An 18,383-nucleotide genomic window follows, 5' to 3' on the forward strand; every position below is an offset into this window, starting at 1 on the left:
AAAGCCGTAGGAACTGACGATCCGGTTCTACCGGTCGGCGCGTGACCAGACGCAGCTGGCCAGTCGCACAATCAAACTAGCGCCGTAGGTCGATAAACAAAAATCAATATTTATTAGAGGCTGCATTAGCAAAAGCTTATAGTTCGGTAACAAGGTTTTGCCAAAGCCGGGGATAAAATGCGTAAGTCATTGATGCGTATGACATTGCGTCAATTGCAGATCTTCAACGAGGTGTGCGATTTGCGCTCCTACAGCCGGGCGGCGGAGGAGATGGCGCTGACGCAACCCGCCGTTAGTCTACAAATACGCCAGCTCGAAGAGCTGGTCGGCCAGCCGCTGTTCGAGTACGTCGGCAAGAAGCTCTACCTGACCGAGGCGGCGGAGGCGTTGCAACGGGCCAGCCGGGATATCTTCGGGCGCCTGGAGAACCTCGACATGCAGCTGTCGGACATGCAGGGCTCACTGCAGGGTCAGCTGAAACTGGCGATCGAATCCAGCGCCAAGTACTTCGTGCCACACCTGTTCGCCGCCTTCAAGCAACGTCACCCGGAGGTCAACCTGACACTCACGGTGGTCAACCGCGCCCAGGCGATCCGGCGCCTGTCGGACAACCGCGACGACCTCACGGTGATGTCGATGGTGCCGCAGGACATGGGCCTGGAGTTCATGCCCTTCCTGAACAACCCGATCGTCGCCGTGGCACCGCCGGACCACCCGCTGTGCCAGCTCGAGCGCCTGCGCTTGCAGGACCTCGAGCCTCATACGCTGCTGATCCGCGAGCAAGGCTCGGGCACGCGCAAGGCCTGCGAGGAGTACTTCAAGGACAAACGCGTGCACTTCACCCAGACCCTCGAGGTGGCATCGGCCGATGCCCAGCGTGAATGCGTGATCGCCGGGCTCGGCGTCGCGCTGCTGACCCGCCATGCGCTGAACATGGAGCTGGCCACGGGGGTGCTCAAGGAGTTGCCGGTGGAGGAGTTGCCGCTGTACCGCAGCTGGTGCGTGGTGCAATCCAAGGCCAAGCGGCAGTCGCCGGTGGCCTTGGCGTTCCTGGCGTTCATTCGCAGCGAACGTGCGGCTATCAGCGGGCTTGCGGAGCGATTTTCTGGGAGTTTGCCGCCGATACCTGCCACACGGTGAGGTCGCTCAGGTCGGGGTAATCGGTGATGTCGCGCAGCAGTTGGCGCTGGTCGCAGTAGCTTTCGATCGCGCGGCGATACTCCATGCGGCGCTGGTCTTTCTCGGCCTGCTTGCGAGCCTTGGCGCTGGGTTGGTACGAGTTTTCGTAGTCGTGAGCCATTGCCTGTCTCCCAGATCGGGTGCGGGGAGCTTCAGGGTGGGCCCGGGGGTTTACCGATTGGTGACAGGGGCATGAATTTTGGTTGTCATCACCGGCCCTATCGCGGGGCGAGCCCGCTCCTACAGGTACCGCGCCGTTCTCATGGATGGCGGTGAAGCGGAAGCGGGCTTGCCCCGCGATAGGGTCGGCGCCAACACCCTCAATCGTCGGTGGCTTTCACCGACTTGGGCGACAGGCGCAGGCTACGCAAGCTGCGCTTCACGCTCTTCAGGTGGTTGACCAGGCTCGGCCCGCGCGCCATGGCCACGCCCATCGCCAGCACGTCGATCACCACCAGGTGGGCGATGCGCGAGGTCAGCGGGGTGTAGATCTCGGTGTCTTCGTGCACGTCGATGGCCAGGTTGACCGTCGACAGTTCCGCCAGCGGAGTCTGGCTCGGGCACAGGGTGATCAGGTTGGCGCCGCTCTCACGCACCAGGTTGGCGGTGATCAGCAGGTCCTTGGAGCGGCCAGACTGCGAGATGCACACCGCCACGTCGCCCGGCTTCAAGGTCACCGCCGACATCGCCTGCATGTGCGGGTCGGAGTACGCCGCGGCGCTGAGCAACAGGCGGAAGAACTTGTGCTGGGCATCGGCGGCCACCGCGCCGGATGCGCCGAAACCGTAGAACTCCACGCGCTGGGCCTGGGCCATGGCGCTGACCGCCTGCTGCAACGCCTGCGGGTCGAGGTGCTCGCGCACTTCCATCAGGGTGTGCAGGGTGGTGTCGAAGATCTTCAGGCTGTAGTCGGCGACCGAGTCGTCTTCATGGATGGCGAACTGGCCAAAGCTGGCACCGGCGGCCAGGCTCTGCGCCAGCTTCAGTTTGAGGTCCTGGAAGCCCGAGCAACCGATGGCGCGGCAGAAGCGCACGATGGTGGGTTCGCTGATGCCGACGCTGTGCGCCAGATCGGCCATCGAGCTGTGCATGACGGCAGCCGGATCGAGCAGCACATGGTCGGCCACTTTCAGTTCCGATTTGCGCAGCAGGTGGCGCGATTGGGCGATATGTTGCAACAGATTCACAGGCTGGACTCGGTTATGATCGGCTGGCCGGGGATGTAGCTATCTTGTAGTTATACTACATGACCGGCGAACCGCCCAGCTAAACGAACGTGGAGAGTGGTGGCTTGACGATCCCTTGCGACATCCTGGTCTTCGGCGGCACGGGCGACCTGGCCCTGCACAAATTGCTGCCGGCGCTCTATCACCTGTATCGCGAGGGCCGCCTGCACAATGCCGTGCGCATCATCGCCCTGGCCCGTCGCCAACTGCCGCGCAACGACTACCTCAAGCTCGCCGAGCGCCATTGCCGCGTGCAGATCGCCCGCAACGACTTCGACGAAGACGTCTGGCAGCGCTTCTGCGCGCGCCTGGACTACTTCGCCATGGACGCCTCGCAAGGCGCCGACTTCGGCCGCTTGGCGCGCTACCTCGGTGAGCCCGGCGGGCTGACGCGCGTCTTCTACCTGGCCACCGCACCCAACCTGTTCGCGCCCATCGCCACCCACCTGCGCCTGGCGGGCCTGGCCGACAGCGAGGCGCGCATCGTGCTGGAAAAACCCATCGGCCATTCGCTGGAGTCAGCCACGGCGATCAACGAAGCCATCGGCGCGGTGTTCGACGAGCCGCAGGTGTTCCGCATCGACCACTACCTGGGCAAGGAGACCGTGCAGAACCTCATGGCGCTGCGCTTCGCCAACGCCCTGCTGGAGCCGGTGTGGCGCAACAGCCAGGTCGACCACGTGCAGATCAGCGTCTGCGAGACCCTGGGCGTGGAGAACCGCGGCGCCTACTACGACCGCGCCGGCGCCACCCGCGACATGCTGCAGAACCACCTGCTGCAGCTGCTGTGCCTGGTGGCCATGGAGCCGCCCGCGCAGTTCGAGGCCGAGGCGGTGCGCGACGAGAAGGTGAAGATCCTCCGCGCGCTCAAGCCCATCACTGGCCAGGACGTGCAGGACAAGACCGTGCGCGGCCAGTACAGCGCCGGCAAGATCGGCGGCCAGGAGGTGCCGGCCTACTACTTCGAGAAGGACGTCGACAACGACAGCGACACCGAAACCTTCGTCGCCGTGCAGGCGCACATCGACAACTGGCGCTGGGCCGGCGTGCCGTTCTACCTGCGCACCGGCAAGCGCATGGCACGGCGCAGCTCGCAGATCGTCATCCAGTTCAAGCCCGTGCCCCACGAGCTGTTCAACGGCGGCCAGGTCAACCAGTTGCTGATCCAGCTGCAGCCCGATGAACACATCAGCCTGCGCATGATGACCAAGAGCCCGGGCAAAGGCATGCGCCTGGCGCCCGTGGAGCTGGACCTGAACCTGGCCCAGGCGTTCGGCCAGACCCGCCGCTGGGAGGCCTACGAGCGCCTGTTGCTGGATGTGCTCGACGGCGACTCGACGCTGTTCATGCGCCGCGACGAGGTGGAGGCCGCCTGGGCCTGGGTCGACCCGATCTTCAAGGGCTGGGAGGAGCACTTCCAGGCCCCGCGTCCCTATGCCGCCGGCAGCAGCGGCCCGGAACAGGCCAATATGTTGCTGACGCGACAAGGCAGGCACTGGCATAGCTGAACAGTTTCTCGGTGCCCTCGACTCCTTGAAAACATGAAGGTGACTAGGCGTTAGCGCGCCCACCTTCATTCAAGGAGACACCCACATGATCAATCTCGATAACTTCATCGCCATCAACGACAAGCGTCCGGGCCAGAACCGCTTCAAAGTCTTTGGCACCGTTACCGTCGCCACACCCTCCGTCACGCCAGTGCTGGTCGAACCTGCCATCCGGCACAAAGGTGGTTGGGAGGTTCTGCGCCTGACCCTCGAAGACGACGGCGACGTCACCCTGCAGGCGCTCACCGAGAAGCCGGTCTACTTCGAGCGCGCAGGCGGCACCAGTTGGACCCAAGTGGAAGTGGATTTCCCTGGAGGTCAGCACAAACTCCCGATCGTGACCGTCGAGTGACGTCCTGATTGCGAGCGCCGGGGTAGCAGGCTCTCCATGGTCCGCTACCCCTGCGCGGAACGCTGCAACAGCCCCATGAACACGCAGGCATCCACCGGTCGGCTGATCAGGTAGCCCTGCGCTTCGTCGCACCCCTGCTCACGCAGGAACGCCAGTTGCGCCTCGGTCTCCACTCCCTCGGCCACCACTTGCAATGCCAGGCTCTTGGCCATGGCGATGATCGCGCGAATGATCGCCGCGTCCTGGTTGCCTTCGTGCAGGCCACGAATGAAGGCCTGGTCGATCTTCACGTAATCCACCGGGAAGCGCTTGAGGTAGCTGAGCGACGAATAGCCGGTGCCAAAGTCGTCGATCGCCAGTTTCACCCCCAATGCGTGCAGTTGCTCGAAGGTGGCGATGATGTGCTCGACGTTGTCGAGCAACTGGCTTTCGGTCAGCTCCAACTCCAGCAGGTGCGGCGCCAACCCGCTCTCCTGCAACACCTGGCGCACCAGGCTGACCACCTTGCCCTGGCGCAACTGATACACCGACAGGTTGACCGACACCCGCACCTCCATGCCCTGGCGCCCCCACTCGCACGCCTGCCAGCAGGCCTGGCGCAGGACGAACTCACCCATCGGCGCGATCAACCCGGTCTCCTCGGCCAGGCCGACGAACTCGCTCGGCGGCACCATGCCCAACTGCGGGTGCTGCCAACGCACCAGTGCCTCGGCCGCGTGCAGGCGTCCGCTGCGCAGGCACAGTTTGGGCTGGTAGTAGACCAGCAATTGGCCTTCGTCGATGGCCTTGCGCAGTTGGTTCTCCAGTTGCAGGCGCTCCAACGTGCTGGCACGCAGGCTCTCGGTATAGAACTGGAAGCTGTCGCCCCCCAGGTGCTTGGCATGCTGCTTGGCCATGTCGGCCTGGCTGAGCAGGGCATTGAGGTCGACGGTGGCGTCCGAGAGCACGCTGATGCCGATCGAGGCGCTGATCACCAACTCGTGGCCGTCCAGACGCTGCGGCACGCGCAACTTATCAAGCAGCCGCGTGGTCACTCGCACCAGGCTGGACAGGTTGCTGTAGCCGTCGAACAGGACGGCGAATTCGTCGCCCGACAGCCGCGCCACGGTATCGGCCTCGGGCACCGCATTGGCGATGCGCTGGGCCATCTTCTTCAGCAACTGGTCGGCCAGCTCGTGGCCGAGGCTCTCGTTGAGCAGCTTGAAGCGGTCCAGGTCGACGTGCAGCAACGCCAGGCTGCGCCCGTGCCGACGCACCCTGCGCCCAGCCTCGTGCAGACGCAGGCGGAACAGCGCACGGTTGGCCAGCCCGGTGAGGTCGTCGTAGTGCGCCAGGTAGCGCAGGCGCTCCTCCGACTCGCGCCGCGCCGACAGGTCGGTGAAGAACGCCACGATGTTACTGATGTTGCCGCGCTCGTCGCGCACGCCCTTGAGCTGCAACCACTGCGGGTAGAGCTCGCCGTCCTTGCGCGCCTCGACCAGTTCGCCTTGCCAGCGCCCCTGCTGCTCCAAGGCCTGGTGGATGGCCTGGCTGTGGCGCCGGGCATCGCGGCTGCACGCCAGCTCCAGCAGGTTGCGCAGGATCAGTTCCTCGCGCCCGTGGCCAGTGACGTCGCAGAAACGCTGGTTGACCGCCAGCAGCTGGAAGTCCGCATCGAGGATGGCGATGCCCTCGCTGGCGGCCTCGAACACGGTGGCCGCCAGGCGCTGTTGTTCTTCCTGTTCCTTTTGCGCCGTGATGTCGCGGCGGGTGCCGAGCATGCGCAGCACCTTGCCATCGGCGCCCCGCTCCACCGCCCGGCCACGGTCCTCGATCCAGCACCAGCGGCCTTGCACGTGGCGTACACGGTACTCGACGCGGTAGTCCTCGCTGCGGCCCTTGAGGTGTTCCACCAGGGTACGGCGCAGTACCGGCAGGTCTTCGGGGTGCAAGCGTGGCTTGAGGTCGGCACGCACCGAGCGCACCTGGCTGGCCTCCAGGCCGAACAGCGCGTGCAATTGGGTGTGGTGGACCTCGTCGTTCTCCAGGTTCCAGTCCCACAGCCCCAGCTCGCTGGCCTCCAGCGCCAGGGCCAGGCGTTGCTCGCTCTGGCCCAGCGCCTCGTTCGCCTGGGCCAGCGCCTGGCCGCGCTCGGTCACCCGCTGCTCGAGAATGGCCTGGGCCTGGCGCAGTTGCTCCTCGGCCCGGCGTCGCTGCTCGACCTCGGCGCTCAGGGCTTGGTTCAGGTGCTCTCCGTGGCGCTGGGCGCCCTGCAGGTGCTCGATCAGCGCCTGGTTCTGGAAGCGCCGCAACAGGCCGCGCTCGATCAGTCGGTTGACCTGCCAGGCCACCACCATCAGCGCGCCCAGCAGGATCAGGCCGAGCCAGCCCCAGCCACTCTGCTGGCCATCCTGATAAAGGAAGAGGAACACCGTCGGCGGCAACAGGCAGGGCAAGACGAAACTGAGAAAGGCGGTCAGGCTCACCGCGTAGGCAACACTGGCCGACAGCGCCGCCGCGCCCAGTAGGCCGAATACCCAGGCCTGCTGCACGAAGTTGTCCACCGGCACCAGCGCCACCGCGGCGCAGGCCAGGGTCAGGCCGCTGAACGCCGAGCCGAACAGGAACATCCGCCACCAGGTCGGCTTGGCCTGGCGTGCCGCGCTCGCCGCCTCGAAGGCCGCCACCTGGATCACCCGCAACGCCACCAGCGCCAGCAACCAGGCCAGCCAGACGCCGACCAGCAGGTAGCGCGCAGGGCTCCACAAGAGCCAGGCGCACAGCAGGCCGTTGAGCAGCATGAACAGGGTGGGCAGCAAGGAGCCCTGGTAAAGCAGGCGGGTTCGCTCGATGGAGAGCTGGGTTGCGAATTGCCTGCGAACGTCCCTCGTCGAGCCGGACGATGCGTCGATCGCCACGCTATTCTGGGTCATATGGCAGTGTTCTTATAATGGTTAGCCGCGAACGTGCACGGAGCATACACAAGCGCGGCCTCCGGCCAAACTGCTCTGCATCAGGATTTCAGAAATGCCCTGCGGTTTGCGCAAATGGACGGCTCAAGCACGGGCGCGCCCACCGATCGCCGGATGAACGGCGCACTGCCCGGGAAGTTTTCTCCCCGGCGCGTTTGCCCCGCTCCCCCGCCCGGCCCTAGAATGGCCGGATGCGCAACGATGACCTCTCCTTCCTGCTGAACTCCCTCAACGATGCCCAACGCCAGGCCGTAGCGGCCCCGGTGGGGCGTCAACTGGTGCTGGCCGGCGCCGGCTCGGGCAAGACCCGCGTGCTGGTGCACCGTATCGCCTGGCTGATCCAGGTCGAACAGGCCTCGCCGCACTCGATCCTGTCGGTGACCTTCACCAACAAGGCCGCGGCGGAGATGCGCCAGCGTATCGAACAACTGCTGGGCATAAACCCGGCCGGCATGTGGGTCGGCACCTTCCACGGCCTGGCGCACCGCCTGCTGCGTGCCCACTGGCAGGAAGCGCGACTGGCGCAGAACTTCCAGATCCTCGATGGCGACGACCAGCAGCGGCTGATCAAGCGGGTGATCCGTGAGCTGGGCCTGGACGAGCAGCGCTGGCCAGCCCGCCAGGCCCAGTGGTTCATCAACGGGCAGAAGGACGAAGGGCTGCGCCCGCAGCACATCCAGGCCGGCGGCGACCTGTTCCTGGCGACCATGCGCGGCATCTACGAGGCCTATGAACAGGCCTGCGAGCGCGCGGGGGTCATCGACTTCTCCGAGCTGCTGCTGCGCGCGCTGGACCTGTGGCGCGACCATCCCGGCCTGCTGGAGCACTACCAGCGCCGCTTCCGCCACCTGCTGGTGGACGAATTCCAGGACACCAACGCCGTGCAGTACGCCTGGTTGCGCCTGCTCGCGGCGGGTGGCGACAGCCTGATGGCGGTGGGCGACGACGATCAGTCGATCTACGGCTGGCGCGGCGCGAAGATCGAGAACATCCACCAGTACACCGCCGACTTCCCCGACGCCGAGCTGATCCGCCTGGAGCAGAACTACCGCTCCACCGGCGGCATCCTCAAGGCCGCCAACGCGCTGATCGCCAACAACAGCGGGCGCCTGGGCAAGGAGTTGTGGACCGACATGGGCGAGGGCGAACCCCTGACCCTGTACGCCGCCTACAACGAACACGACGAAGCGCGCTACGTGGTGGAAACCATCGAACGGTTCATTAAGGACGGCAACGCGCGCAGCGACATCGCCATCCTCTACCGTTCCAACGCCCAGTCGCGGGTGCTGGAAGAGGCCCTGCTGCGCGAGCGCATTCCCTACCGCATCTATGGCGGCCAGCGCTTCTTCGAGCGTGCCGAGATCAAGAACGCCATGGCCTACCTGCGCCTGCTCGAAGGCCGCGGCAACGACGCGGCCCTGGAGCGGGTGATCAACGTGCCGCCACGCGGCATCGGCGAGAAAACCGTCGAGACGATCCGCGAGCATGCCCGCCACAGCCAGCTGTCGATGTGGGAAGCGATGTGCCAGCTACTCGCCGCCAAGGCCCTCAAGGGTCGCGCGGCCAGTGCGCTGGGTGGCTTCATCGAATTGATGGAGAACCTCGCGGCGAAAGTCACCGACATGCCGCTGCACCTGATGACCCAGACGGTCATCGAGCAGTCCGGGCTGATCGTCTACCACCAGGAAGAGAAGGGCGAGAAAGGCCAGGCCCGGGTGGAAAACCTCGAGGAACTGGTCAGCGCGGCGCGCAACTTCGAGCCCAGCGATGACGACGACGAGCTTTCGCCGCTGTCGGCCTTCCTCGGCCACGCCTCGCTGGAGGCCGGCGAAGCCCAGGCCGACGAGCACGAAGACAGCATTCAGCTGATGACCCTGCACAGCGCCAAGGGCCTGGAGTTCCCCTACGTGTTCCTGGTGGGCATGGAGGAAGGCCTGTTCCCGCACAAGATGAGCCTGGAAGAACCCGGCCGCCTGGAAGAGGAGCGGCGCCTGGCCTACGTGGGCATCACCCGGGCCATGCGCCAGTTGGTGATGACCTACGCCGAGACCCGTCGCCTGTATGGCAGCGAGACCTACAACAAGGTGTCGCGCTTCGTACGGGAGATTCCTGCGGGGCTGGTGCAGGAAGTGCGTTTGTCGAACAGCGTCAGCCGGCCGTTCGGCGGGGCCAAGGCCAGCAGCACCAGCAGCCTCTTCGCCAACGCCAACATTCCGCAGACCGCCTTCAACCTGGGGCAGCGGGTACAGCATTCGGTGTTCGGCGAAGGCATCATCCTCAATTTCGAGGGCTCCGGCGCGCAGGCGCGGGTGCAGGTGAACTTCGCCGAGGGCAGCAAGTGGCTGATGCTGGGGTATGCCAAGCTGGAAGCTATCTGAGGCAGTGGCTGCCCCATCGCGGGGCAAGTCGGCTCGTCGCAGCGCCGCGCCTACAGGGACCGCGACATCCGTGAGAACGACGCCGCCCCGCGATGCTCTTTCAGACACCACATTCAGAACACGCCTACGCCATTAGGCAAAAGCTGGAAACATTTGGTCGCTGGTCATGTGCCCAGGAACCTGTGCACCATGGCGCGCGTGCAATCCACAAAACGGGAAATCCCATCTTATGCAACGTTTTCTTAGCATCGCACTGGCGCTCTGCGTCGGCCTGACGCTGAGCCTCGACGCCAACGCCAAGCGCTTCGGTGGTGGCAAGAGCTCGGGCTCCGCGCCTATCCACCAAACCCGCCAGGCTACCCCCGCCACCCCAGCCGCGGCGCCGACCGTACCCGGCCGCGCCCCGGCCGCCGCCAGCGGCGCTTCGCGCTGGCTGGGCCCGCTGGCCGGCATCGCCGCCGGTGGCCTGCTGGCCTCCATGTTCATGGGTGACGGCTTCGAGGGCATGCAGATCCTCGATTTCCTGCTCATGGGCCTGATCGCCTTCCTGGTGTTCCGCTTCATCGCCGCGCGCCGTCGCCAGCAGCAGCCGCAAGTGGCCGCCGCCGGCCATGCGCCGTACCAGCGCGAAGCCCAACCGCAGCAGCCTGCGCCGTCGATCTTCGGTGGGTCCGCCGCGCCTGTGGCCACCGCCCCGGTGATCAACGCCCCGGCCTGGTTCAACGAGCAGAGCTTCCTCGCCGCTGCGCGCAGCCACTTCCAGTCGCTGCAGCAGCACTGGGACGCCAACGAGATGGACAAGATCGCCGAGTTCGTCACCCCGCAGATGCTCGACTTCCTCAAGCGCGAGCGCGCCGAGCAGGGTGAAGGCTTCCAGTCCACCTACATCGACAACCTCGATGTACAGCTGGAAGGCGTCGACGACCGCGCCGACAAGACCATCGCCACCCTGACCTTCCGTGGCGTGTCGAAGACCTCGCGTTTCGACCAGGGCGAAGCCTTCAACGAAAGCTGGCACATGGAGCGCGCACAAGGCGAAAACCAGCCTTGGATGCTCGCCGGTATCCGCCAGAACGGCTGAACCTGACACGCTGCACAAAAAACCCCGGGCCCTGGCCCGGGGTTTTTGCTTTTGCCACAGTGGCCTACTAGGGTATAACGCGCAGCGTCGTCATCAAGGTCAGAGGATGTGAACCGTGGAAGAAGTGATCGAACAACTCCGTGAAGCCAACGAGCCGGTACCGGTGCCCCTGGAGCTTCCCGACGAAGACCAACTGGTCGAGATCGAGGAACAACTGTTCATCAACATTCCCTTCGTCTTCAAGGAATTCCTGCTGACCGTCAGCGACGTGGTGTATGGGTCACTGGAACCGGTGACCGCGACCGACCCGCAATCGCACACCTACCTGCCGGACGTGGCAGCCAATGCCTGGGATGCCGGCGTGCCGCGCGACCTGATCCCGCTGTGCCAGGATGGCGACAACTACTACTGCGTCGAGGAAGACGGCACCGTGGTGCTGTGGGACGGCGACGAGGAAGCCATCGGTGAAGACAGCTGGGAGTCGGTGTGGCACTGGGCGCGGGATGTGTGGCTGGAGAGCTGAGTAGCCGCCGGCGGTTGCCATCACCGGGCATTCCCGCTCGCGCAATGGGTCATTGAAATAGACGGCTCATTGCCACCTCCCGCCGTAGAATCGCCAGGCTTTCTGCGCCTGGCGACACCGCTACCGCCTCTTCCCCTCGGACGTCGGTGCGGCCAGCGCAGAGAGCCGTCCGCCTCAGTGCGAATGGTCGCGGCTGTTCTCCAGTGTCTCCAGCAAAGCGATCTGCATCCGCGTGTGCACCCGCACGAACCAGCGCCACAGCACCGCGACCACCACCGCCGCCACCACCGCGATGACCAGCAGCAGCTCGTTGGTCGGCAGGATGCTTGCCGACAGCGCCGACAGCAGCAGGAAGATCACCAGCAACGACAGCAGCGGAATCACCTCGGCGATCACCCGTCGCACACGCTGGGTATGCCGCCCGGCCATCTCCGGCTTGACGCCCATCTCCGCCAGCAGCATCGACAGCGCCTTGAGCTTGCGATACGCCGCGATCAGGAACGGCAGCGACAGCAGCAACGCCGCGCCCCAGATGAACGCCTTCTGCTGGCCCGCATCGCCCACCCACTCGCTCAGCCAACTGCCGATACGCTCGGCGAAGTAGCCACCGCTGAAGAAGATCGCGATCACCAACGCCAGATTCACGCCCACCTGCAGCAGGATGCGCCGGATCATCGCCGCCAACATGGCGCTCTCGCCCTGGGGCTGGATGTTGCGCAGCCACTCGCCATACAGCGACAGCACCCGCGCCAGGCGCTGCGGCACGACCTTGCCGAGCTTCAGCGACAGCGGGTCGGCAGCGCGGATCAGGTAAGGGGTCAGCAGGGTGGTGATCGCCGACACCGCCACCGCCACCGGGTAGAGGAAGTCGCTGGTGACCTGCAGGGTCATGCCCAGCGCGGCGATGATGAACGAAAATTCGCCAATCTGTGAAAGGCCCATCCCCACGCGCAGCGAGGTGCGTCCGTCATTGCCGGCGATGAACGCCCCCATGCCGCAGGACAACATCTTGCCCAGCACCACCGCCAGGGTGATCACCACGATCGGCCAGGCATAGTCGATCAGCACCTGCGGGTCGATCATCAAGCCGATGGCGACGAAGAAGATCGCACTGAACAGGTCACGCACCGGCTCGATCAGGCGCTCGATCTTCAGCAACTGGCGCGACTCAGCCATGATCGCGCCGATCAGGAACGCCCCAAGGACCATGCTGTATTCCAGCTTGACCACCAGCAGACAGAAGCCGAAACACAGCCCCAGCACGGTGATCAACAGCATCTCGTTGCTTTCGAACTTAGCCACGTAGGCCAGCAGCCGCGGCACCAGCAGGATGCCGATGACCAGCGCGACGATCATGAACAGCGACAACTTGCCGACCGTGGAGAACACCTCGCCAGAGCTCACCGCGCCGCTGACCGCGATCCCCGAGAGCAGGGCGATGATGCCGATGCCGAGGATGTCTTCGACGATCAGCACACCGAAGATCAGCTGGGCGAAGCGCTCGTTCTTCATCTTCAGGTCGTTGAGCGCCTTGACGATGATGGTGGTCGAGGAAATCGCCAGGATTGCGCCGAGGAACAGCGAATCCATGGTGCTCCAGCCGAACCAGCGGCCGATCTCGAAGCCCAGCCAGATCATCAGCACGATTTCCAGGAACGCGGCGATGAACGCCGTGGCCCCCACCTTGAACAGCTTGCGCAGGCTGAACTCCAGGCCCAGGCAGAACATCAGGAAGATCACCCCCAGTTCGGCGAGGGTCTTGATCGTGTCTTCGTCGTGGATCAGGCCGAACGGCGGGGTGTGCGGGCCGATGATGAAACCGGCGACGATGTAGCCCAGCACCACGGGCTGGCGCAGGCGATGGAAAAGGATGGTGACCACACCGGCGACCAGCATGATGACTGCCAGGTCTTGAATGAAGCTGATGGCATGCATGGCGTGGGACTCCTTTCTCGATGCACGGGGCGGACCGCTCCTCTGTCAGGCAACCCCGATCGAGTAGCAAGCACATTCTGTATTAAGCGTAAGAAAAGCCCGTGGGACACGGGCTCGCTCAGGGTAACATCGCGCTCGTCCGTCAGAAGGCGGTGCAATATGCAGAAACAGATCGGCCGTTTCACTCCCGCTGATGGCATGATCAGCGTGACGATAGAGCGTCAGGGAACGTCCCGTACCAGGATGGGAACTTTCAACAGGGGAACAGAAGTGTCTACAGATACCCGCCCCGTTTCAGCGCAACCTCACCGTGAGCACACTATGGAACCTGGAAACGCCCAGCTGACCATGACCGTCCTGATGACCCCGGACATGGCCAACTTCTCCGGCAACGTACATGGCGGCACCCTGCTGAAATACCTGGACGAAGTCGCCTACGCTTGTGCCAGCCGCTACGCCGGCACCTACGTGGTGACCCTGTCGGTCGACCAGGTAATCTTCCGCGAGCCGGTGCACGTGGGCGAGCTGGTGACCTTCCTGGCGTCGGTCAACTACACCGGCAACACCTCGATGGAGGTGGGCATCAAGGTGGTGACCGAGAACATCCGCGAGCGCTCGGTGCGCCACTCCAACAGCTGCTTCTTCACCATGGTCGCGGTGGACGACGACCGCCGTCCGGTGCCGGTGCCACCGCGCCAGCCGCAGAACAGCGAAGAGAAACGCCGCTTCCTGCAAGGCCAACAGCGCCGTCAGATCCGCCAGGAGCTGGAAAAGCGCTACCAGGACCTGAAGACCGACGCCTAGAGCGAAAGGCGCTGCGCCTCGAAGCGCACGCGCGGGTGGGCGATGCGATCCTGGGCCCGCACCAGTTGCAATTCGTAGCTGGCGCAGGCCTGGGTTTCCAGCAGCACCTCGTGCACTGCCGCGGCGGTGAACTCGAAGGCCTGCACCCAGCTGTCCCCCAGCAGCACCCGGGCCAGGAACAGGCCGGATGTCAGGTCGCCCACGCCCACCGGCTGGCGCGGGAAGGCCAGCAGCGGCCGGCGCAGGTGCCAGCTGTGCTCGGCGGTCACCAGCAACATCTCAAAGGCATCCGCCGCACGGCCCGGGTAGGCCAGGTGCTTGACCAGCACCACCTGCGGGCCACGCGCCAAAAGGCTGCGCGCCATGGCCACGCAGTCGTCCAGGGATTCGGCATGGCGCCCACAGAAGCTGTCCAGCTCCAGCTGGTTGGGGCAAAGGATGTCCGCCACGGACGCGGCCTGTTCGAGCAGGAAGTCGCTGACCTCCTGCGGGACGATGCAGCCTTTTTCCGCATGCCCCATCACCGGGTCGCACAAGTACAGCGCGCGCGGGTTGACCGCCTTGATCCGCGCCACCCCGGCGAGGATCGCGCGGCCCTGCTCGGCGCTGCCCAGGTAGCCGGACAGCACCGCATCGCAGTGGCCCAGCTCGCCGATGTTGGAAATGCCTTCCACCAACGCAGGAATTTGCGCGGGCGCAAGCACTTCGCCAGCCCACTGGCCATACTGAGTGTGATTGGAGAACTGCACGGTGTTGAGCGGCCAGACATTCACGCCGACGCGCTGCATGGGAAACACCGCGGCGCTGTTTCCGGCATGGCCGAAGACCACATGGGACTGGATCGCGAGCAGGTGCGGTGTACGTTTCATGCAGGACATTTCCAAAGCGTGTGTTGATAAGTGTGCGGCGCGCAGTATGAACCCGAAAGCCACCTGTACGACAGGCCAGGGGCGCAGGTAAGCTGAAGCGACCTGTCTGGAGCCTATGCAAATGTTGACCCTCGAGAACCTCTTCGTCCTGATGCTGCTGGCGACAGCCGGCGCGTGGTTGTGGCACAACCATGGGCTACGGGAGAAAGCCCTCGAGCGGGTCAAGCAGCACTGCGCCAAGCTCGACCTGGAGCTGCTCGACGACAACGTCGCACTCAAGCGCATCGCCTTCCTGCCCGATGCCAATGGCCGCAAACGCCTGGCGCGGGTGTATGGCTTCGAGTTCACCGTCACCGGCGAGCAGCGCCACCCCGGCACCGTGACCCAATTCGGCGCCCACACCGTGCAGATCGAACTGGCGCCCTACCCGTTCGAAATCAAGACCCCACCGCCCACCGACAACGTCATCGAGATGCAGCAGTGGCGCCAGGAGCACAACCGCTGGCGTCACTGATTCACACGCCCAGGCGGCAACGTGCCAGGGCGTGTTGCAGCGCCTGTTCGGGTTGCGGCTGGTCGAAGATCAGTTCGATACGAGAGTCCTTGCGCCATTCACTAGCCCGCCATTCAGGGGCATTCCCCGCCAGGCCGTTGAACGACAGCCAGCCTTCGTCGCTGTGGATAACCCCTTTGGCCCGACGCCAGGGCCATTGCCCCAGGAAAACCCGCAGTTGCGCGGCTTCGAAGCGCTGGCTGGGGTGCCAACGCCACCCGATGCTCCAGCCGCCCTCGCCCTGCTGTGCCAGGCAGATGGGCTGGTCTGGGGTTGTCCACAGGGTGGGACGTGCGGCCGGGCTGCTGTCCACAGGCAGGTCGATGGAAGCTGCCTGGAGGGTGCAGTCTGTGGATAGAATCGGCAGCCGACTGAGTGAAAGATGCCCATAGTCGGTCCAGACCAGGGGTATTCCGACGAACCGGGAAGTTATCAACAGCCGCGCCTGTTGATCCACAGCGGCGGATTTATTACCTATCAACAGGCCGGCCTGCACCAGCGCCTGCTGCTGGGCCTCGGGCAAGGGCTCGCCGCGCGCCAGGGCCGGGCCGTCCAGCACCATCAGCAGCGGCTGCACCGCAAGCACGCCTGCCCAAGGCGCCTCGCCCAACTGCTTGAGCAGTTGCAGCGGGTGGCCGAGGCCCGAGGGCTCGATGAACAGGCGATCTGGCCGGGCCTTGCGCAGCAGGCGGCCAAGGCCGACCTGGAAGGGTGCGCCGTTGACGCAGCACAGGCAGCCGCCAGCGACCTCGCCTAGGGTGATGCCGGTTTCATCGCGGCTGAGCAAGGCGGCGTCGAGGCCGATCTGGCCGAATTCGTTGACCAGCACAGCCCAGCTTTCGTCGGCCGGGCGCTGGGCCAGGAGGTGGCGGATCAGGCTGGTCTTGCCGGCGCCCAAGGGGCCGGCGATGACGTGGGTGGGGAGGTTGTGCAGCATGGTCCGGGGCCGGGGGATGGAGGGAGGCAGTCTAGCCTGAGATCAGGGCCGGGCGCAGCCTGTACCGATCCTATCGCGGGCTTGCCCCTCGATAGGATCGGTACAGGCACCCCTTACCCTAACCAATCCAGGCTCAACAGCAGCCGTCGCTCTCCCACCGGCGTCATTGGCGACCGGTGCACCAACCCCGCCCCCTCATTGCCCAGCCACTTCTCACCCTTGAGCAACGCCACCTCCCCCGCCGCCAACCGCGAAATGTTATCCACAGGCGGCGGCACATGCTGCAAGCGCGCGCGGTCGATGCGCCCTTCCTTCAGCCACTCGCTACCCGCCCCCGCATAGGTGGTGAGCATGCGCAGCGGCACATGGTCGACATGGAAGCGCGGACACATGGCTCCGTCCAGCACCCGCAGGCGCACACCGATGCGCCGGGCACCAAGCAGGCAGGTATAGGCCGCCACCAGCCACGCTACATCGGCCACGAACCCTTCGTAGCCATGCAGGTCCGCAGCCTGTGACAACAATCCCGGCAGCACCGGCGTGGTGCGCTCGTCGACCTCGACCACACGCTCGTCGGCCATCGTCTGGCCAAGGTTGAGCACCAGCGCGGCGAAATCCTCGACCTGGGCCGGCAGGCGCCGGCGCCACACCGCCAGGTTCACGCCATCTTGAAGAATTTCGGTCATCACCTGCGGCGACTCGCCGAACACCTGGCGGATATCCACAACCCGTGGCGCCAACATCACGCAGCCACCTCGTCGTGCCAGGCGCCGAACGGGTCCGCCAGGCGCAACCAAGCCATCGGCCCGAGGTCCATCTCCGCCTCGGTCAACAGGCAGGCTTCGAGGTCTGTGGATAACTTCGCGAAGTCGATGTTCTGGCCGATGAACACCAGTTCCTGGCGGCAGTCGCCGGTTTCCACAGTCCACTGCTTCAGGATCGCTTGCATATTGTCTTCGTCCTGCGGCCACTGATCACGAGGCACGAACCGCCACCAACGCCCGGCCAGGCCATGGCGCATCATCCCGCCGGCCTGTGACCAACTGCCGGCCTCCTGATATTTGCTGGCCAGCCAGAAGAAGCCCTTGGAGCGCAGCAGCCGACCATTGGCCCAGGGGGTGTGGATAAAATCGAAGAAGCGCTGTGGATGAAAAGGCCGGCGCGCCTGCCAAGTGGTAGCGGCGATACCGTACTCCTCGGTTTCCGGCACATGCTCGCCACGCAACTCCTGCAGCCAACCCGGCGCCTGCGCGGCCTGGTCGAAGTCGAACAGCCCGGTGTTGAGGATGCGCTTGAGCGGCACCTGGCCCATCACCATGGGCACGATCTGCGCCCGCGCGTTGAGGCTGCGCAGGATGGCGGTGAGCTCCTCGCGCTCGTGCTGGCTGATCAAGTCGATCTTGCTCAGCAGCAGCACGTCGGCGAACTCCACTTGCTCGATCAGCAGGTCGCTGATCGAGCGCTCGTCCTCTTCCCCCAGGGTTTCGCCACGGCTGGCCAGGCTGTCCGCGGCCTGGTAGTCGCGCAGGAAATTCAGGCCGTCGACCACCGTGACCATGGTGTCCAGGCGGGCCATGTCGGACAGGCTGCGGCCCTGCTCGTCGCGGAAGGTGAACGTCTCGGCCACCGGCAGCGGCTCGGAGATGCCGGTGGATTCGATCAGCAAGTAGTCGAAGCGGCCCTCGCGAGCCAGCCGCGCGACTTCCTCGAGCAGGTCTTCGCGCAGGGTGCAGCAGATGCAGCCGTTGCTCATCTCCACCAGTTTTTCTTCCGCGCGGTTGAAGCTGACGTTGCGCTGAACTTCACTGGCATCGATGTTGATTTCACTCATATCGTTGACGATCACCGCTACCCGCAGGTTGTCGCGGTTACGCAGGACATGGTTGAGCAGGGTGCTCTTGCCGGCCCCCAGGAAGCCGGAAAGCACGGTGACAGGGAGACGGTTGGGCATGACGACCTCATCAGGCAAAGCGCATTCGAAACGATGCATTGCACAATGTTATAGTATAACAATACAATTTCGCCAAGCCGTCTTCGCCGAACGGCCG

The 18,383-nt window shown here is 64.9% G+C and carries 16 protein-coding genes; 8 read left to right on the plus strand and 8 right to left on the minus strand.

The features are described from left to right. The first annotated feature begins 177 nt into the window (after positions 1 to 177). Positions 178 to 1,140, plus strand: coding sequence for a LysR family transcriptional regulator (locus P0Y43_RS22155; protein ID WP_275639407.1), 963 nt, complete (start codon positions 178 to 180; stop codon positions 1,138 to 1,140). On the opposite strand, the gene P0Y43_RS22160 is transcribed toward P0Y43_RS22155, so the two are convergent. Both P0Y43_RS22160 and hexR read right to left on the minus strand, forming a co-directional pair. After that, positions 1,082 to 1,300: a PA3496 family putative envelope integrity protein gene (locus P0Y43_RS22160; protein WP_275639408.1), complete on the minus strand. Its 219-nt coding sequence runs from the start codon at positions 1,298 to 1,300 to the stop codon at positions 1,082 to 1,084. The two genes, P0Y43_RS22155 and P0Y43_RS22160, sit on opposite strands and share 59 nt — an antisense overlap. Before the next feature lie 199 nt (positions 1,301 to 1,499). Then, positions 1,500 to 2,366 (minus strand): transcriptional regulator HexR, encoded by an 867-nt coding sequence (hexR, locus tag P0Y43_RS22165; protein ID WP_275639409.1) that lies wholly within the window; start codon positions 2,364 to 2,366, stop codon positions 1,500 to 1,502. A 104-nt stretch (positions 2,367 to 2,470) separates the two neighbouring features. Here hexR and zwf point away from each other — a divergent pair, with 104 nt between their 5' ends. Then, a complete protein-coding gene (gene zwf, locus P0Y43_RS22170) occupies positions 2,471 to 3,913 on the plus strand; it encodes a glucose-6-phosphate dehydrogenase (protein WP_275639410.1) in 1,443 nt (480 codons plus the stop codon). Between the two features lie 85 nt (positions 3,914 to 3,998). Then, positions 3,999 to 4,304 carry a hypothetical protein gene (locus P0Y43_RS22175; protein WP_275639411.1) on the plus strand — a complete coding sequence of 102 codons (306 nt, stop codon included), beginning with the start codon at positions 3,999 to 4,001 and terminating at the stop codon, positions 4,302 to 4,304. Between the two features lie 44 nt (positions 4,305 to 4,348). Here P0Y43_RS22175 and P0Y43_RS22180 read toward each other — a convergent pair whose 3' ends face one another. Then, on the minus strand, positions 4,349 to 7,216 hold the full coding sequence (locus tag P0Y43_RS22180) for an EAL domain-containing protein (RefSeq protein WP_275639412.1): 2,868 nt from the start codon (positions 7,214 to 7,216) through the stop codon (positions 4,349 to 4,351). Positions 7,217 to 7,446: 230 nt separating this feature from the next. On the opposite strand from P0Y43_RS22180, the gene uvrD reads away from it, so the two are divergent. The 3 genes from uvrD to P0Y43_RS22195 all read left to right on the plus strand — a co-directional run bounded on the left by uvrD (position 7,447) and on the right by P0Y43_RS22195 (position 11,237). Continuing rightward, on the plus strand, positions 7,447 to 9,633 hold the full coding sequence (gene uvrD, locus P0Y43_RS22185; RefSeq protein ID WP_275639413.1) for a DNA helicase II: 2,187 nt from the start codon (positions 7,447 to 7,449) through the stop codon (positions 9,631 to 9,633). A gap of 229 nt (positions 9,634 to 9,862) precedes the next feature. Further along, positions 9,863 to 10,714 carry a Tim44 domain-containing protein gene (locus tag P0Y43_RS22190; RefSeq protein ID WP_275639414.1) on the plus strand — a complete coding sequence of 284 codons (852 nt, stop codon included), beginning with the start codon at positions 9,863 to 9,865 and terminating at the stop codon, positions 10,712 to 10,714. Positions 10,715 to 10,829: 115 nt separating this feature from the next. Next, on the plus strand, positions 10,830 to 11,237 hold the full coding sequence (locus P0Y43_RS22195; protein ID WP_275639415.1) for an SMI1/KNR4 family protein: 408 nt from the start codon (positions 10,830 to 10,832) through the stop codon (positions 11,235 to 11,237). Positions 11,238 to 11,411: 174 nt separating this feature from the next. Here the strand turns inward: P0Y43_RS22195 and P0Y43_RS22200 are convergent, their stop codons facing one another. Then, the gene (locus tag P0Y43_RS22200; protein WP_275639416.1) at positions 11,412 to 13,172 is read right to left on the minus strand and encodes a cation:proton antiporter; all 1,761 of its coding nucleotides are present in this window, start codon (positions 13,170 to 13,172) and stop codon (positions 11,412 to 11,414) included. Positions 13,173 to 13,493: 321 nt separating this feature from the next. Here P0Y43_RS22200 and P0Y43_RS22205 point away from each other — a divergent pair, with 321 nt between their 5' ends. Further along, positions 13,494 to 13,976 carry an acyl-CoA thioesterase gene (locus P0Y43_RS22205; protein WP_275639417.1) on the plus strand — a complete coding sequence of 161 codons (483 nt, stop codon included), beginning with the start codon at positions 13,494 to 13,496 and terminating at the stop codon, positions 13,974 to 13,976. Here P0Y43_RS22205 and pdxY read toward each other — a convergent pair. Continuing rightward, positions 13,973 to 14,845: a pyridoxal kinase PdxY gene (gene pdxY, locus P0Y43_RS22210; protein ID WP_275639418.1), complete on the minus strand. Its 873-nt coding sequence runs from the start codon at positions 14,843 to 14,845 to the stop codon at positions 13,973 to 13,975. The genes P0Y43_RS22205 and pdxY overlap by 4 nt on opposite strands. A gap of 121 nt (positions 14,846 to 14,966) precedes the next feature. Between pdxY and P0Y43_RS22215 the strand changes: the two genes are divergently transcribed. Then, complete coding sequence (locus P0Y43_RS22215; RefSeq protein ID WP_275639419.1) at positions 14,967 to 15,359, plus strand: DUF3301 domain-containing protein; 393 nt, start codon at positions 14,967 to 14,969, stop codon at positions 15,357 to 15,359. A 1-nt stretch (position 15,360) separates the two neighbouring features. On the opposite strand, the gene P0Y43_RS22220 is transcribed toward P0Y43_RS22215, so the two are convergent. The 3 genes from P0Y43_RS22220 to zigA form a co-directional block, all read right to left on the minus strand. Then, positions 15,361 to 16,335, minus strand: coding sequence for a CobW family GTP-binding protein (locus P0Y43_RS22220; RefSeq protein ID WP_275639420.1), 975 nt, complete (start codon positions 16,333 to 16,335; stop codon positions 15,361 to 15,363). Between the two features lie 113 nt (positions 16,336 to 16,448). Beyond that, positions 16,449 to 17,081: a DUF1826 domain-containing protein gene (locus P0Y43_RS22225; protein WP_275639421.1), complete on the minus strand. Its 633-nt coding sequence runs from the start codon at positions 17,079 to 17,081 to the stop codon at positions 16,449 to 16,451. Next, positions 17,078 to 18,286, minus strand: coding sequence for a zinc metallochaperone GTPase ZigA (zigA, locus tag P0Y43_RS22230; RefSeq protein ID WP_275639422.1), 1,209 nt, complete (start codon positions 18,284 to 18,286; stop codon positions 17,078 to 17,080). Before zigA ends, P0Y43_RS22225 begins: the two co-directional genes overlap by 4 nt. Between the last annotated feature and the right edge of the window lie 97 nt (positions 18,287 to 18,383).

The organism is Pseudomonas entomophila, from assembly GCF_029193575.1.
In the GTDB taxonomy this organism is placed as follows: Bacteria; Pseudomonadota; Gammaproteobacteria; order Pseudomonadales; family Pseudomonadaceae; genus Aquipseudomonas; species Aquipseudomonas entomophila_G.

Coding starts and splice junctions, on each gene's coding strand:
- P0Y43_RS22155 (WP_275639407.1), top strand. CDS start 178: ATGCGTAAGTCATTGATGCGTATGACATTGCGTCAATTGCAGATCTTC.
- P0Y43_RS22160 (WP_275639408.1), bottom strand. CDS start 1,300: ATGGCTCACGACTACGAAAACTCGTACCAACCCAGCGCCAAGGCTCGC.
- P0Y43_RS22175 (WP_275639411.1), top strand. CDS start 3,999: ATGATCAATCTCGATAACTTCATCGCCATCAACGACAAGCGTCCGGGC.
- P0Y43_RS22180 (WP_275639412.1), bottom strand. CDS start 7,216: ATGACCCAGAATAGCGTGGCGATCGACGCATCGTCCGGCTCGACGAGG.
- uvrD (WP_275639413.1), top strand. CDS start 7,447: ATGCGCAACGATGACCTCTCCTTCCTGCTGAACTCCCTCAACGATGCC.
- P0Y43_RS22190 (WP_275639414.1), top strand. CDS start 9,863: ATGCAACGTTTTCTTAGCATCGCACTGGCGCTCTGCGTCGGCCTGACG.
- P0Y43_RS22200 (WP_275639416.1), bottom strand. CDS start 13,172: ATGCATGCCATCAGCTTCATTCAAGACCTGGCAGTCATCATGCTGGTC.
- P0Y43_RS22205 (WP_275639417.1), top strand. CDS start 13,494: ATGGAACCTGGAAACGCCCAGCTGACCATGACCGTCCTGATGACCCCG.
- pdxY (WP_275639418.1), bottom strand. CDS start 14,845: ATGAAACGTACACCGCACCTGCTCGCGATCCAGTCCCATGTGGTCTTC.
- P0Y43_RS22215 (WP_275639419.1), top strand. CDS start 14,967: ATGTTGACCCTCGAGAACCTCTTCGTCCTGATGCTGCTGGCGACAGCC.
- P0Y43_RS22220 (WP_275639420.1), bottom strand. CDS start 16,335: ATGCTGCACAACCTCCCCACCCACGTCATCGCCGGCCCCTTGGGCGCC.
- zigA (WP_275639422.1), bottom strand. CDS start 18,286: ATGCCCAACCGTCTCCCTGTCACCGTGCTTTCCGGCTTCCTGGGGGCC.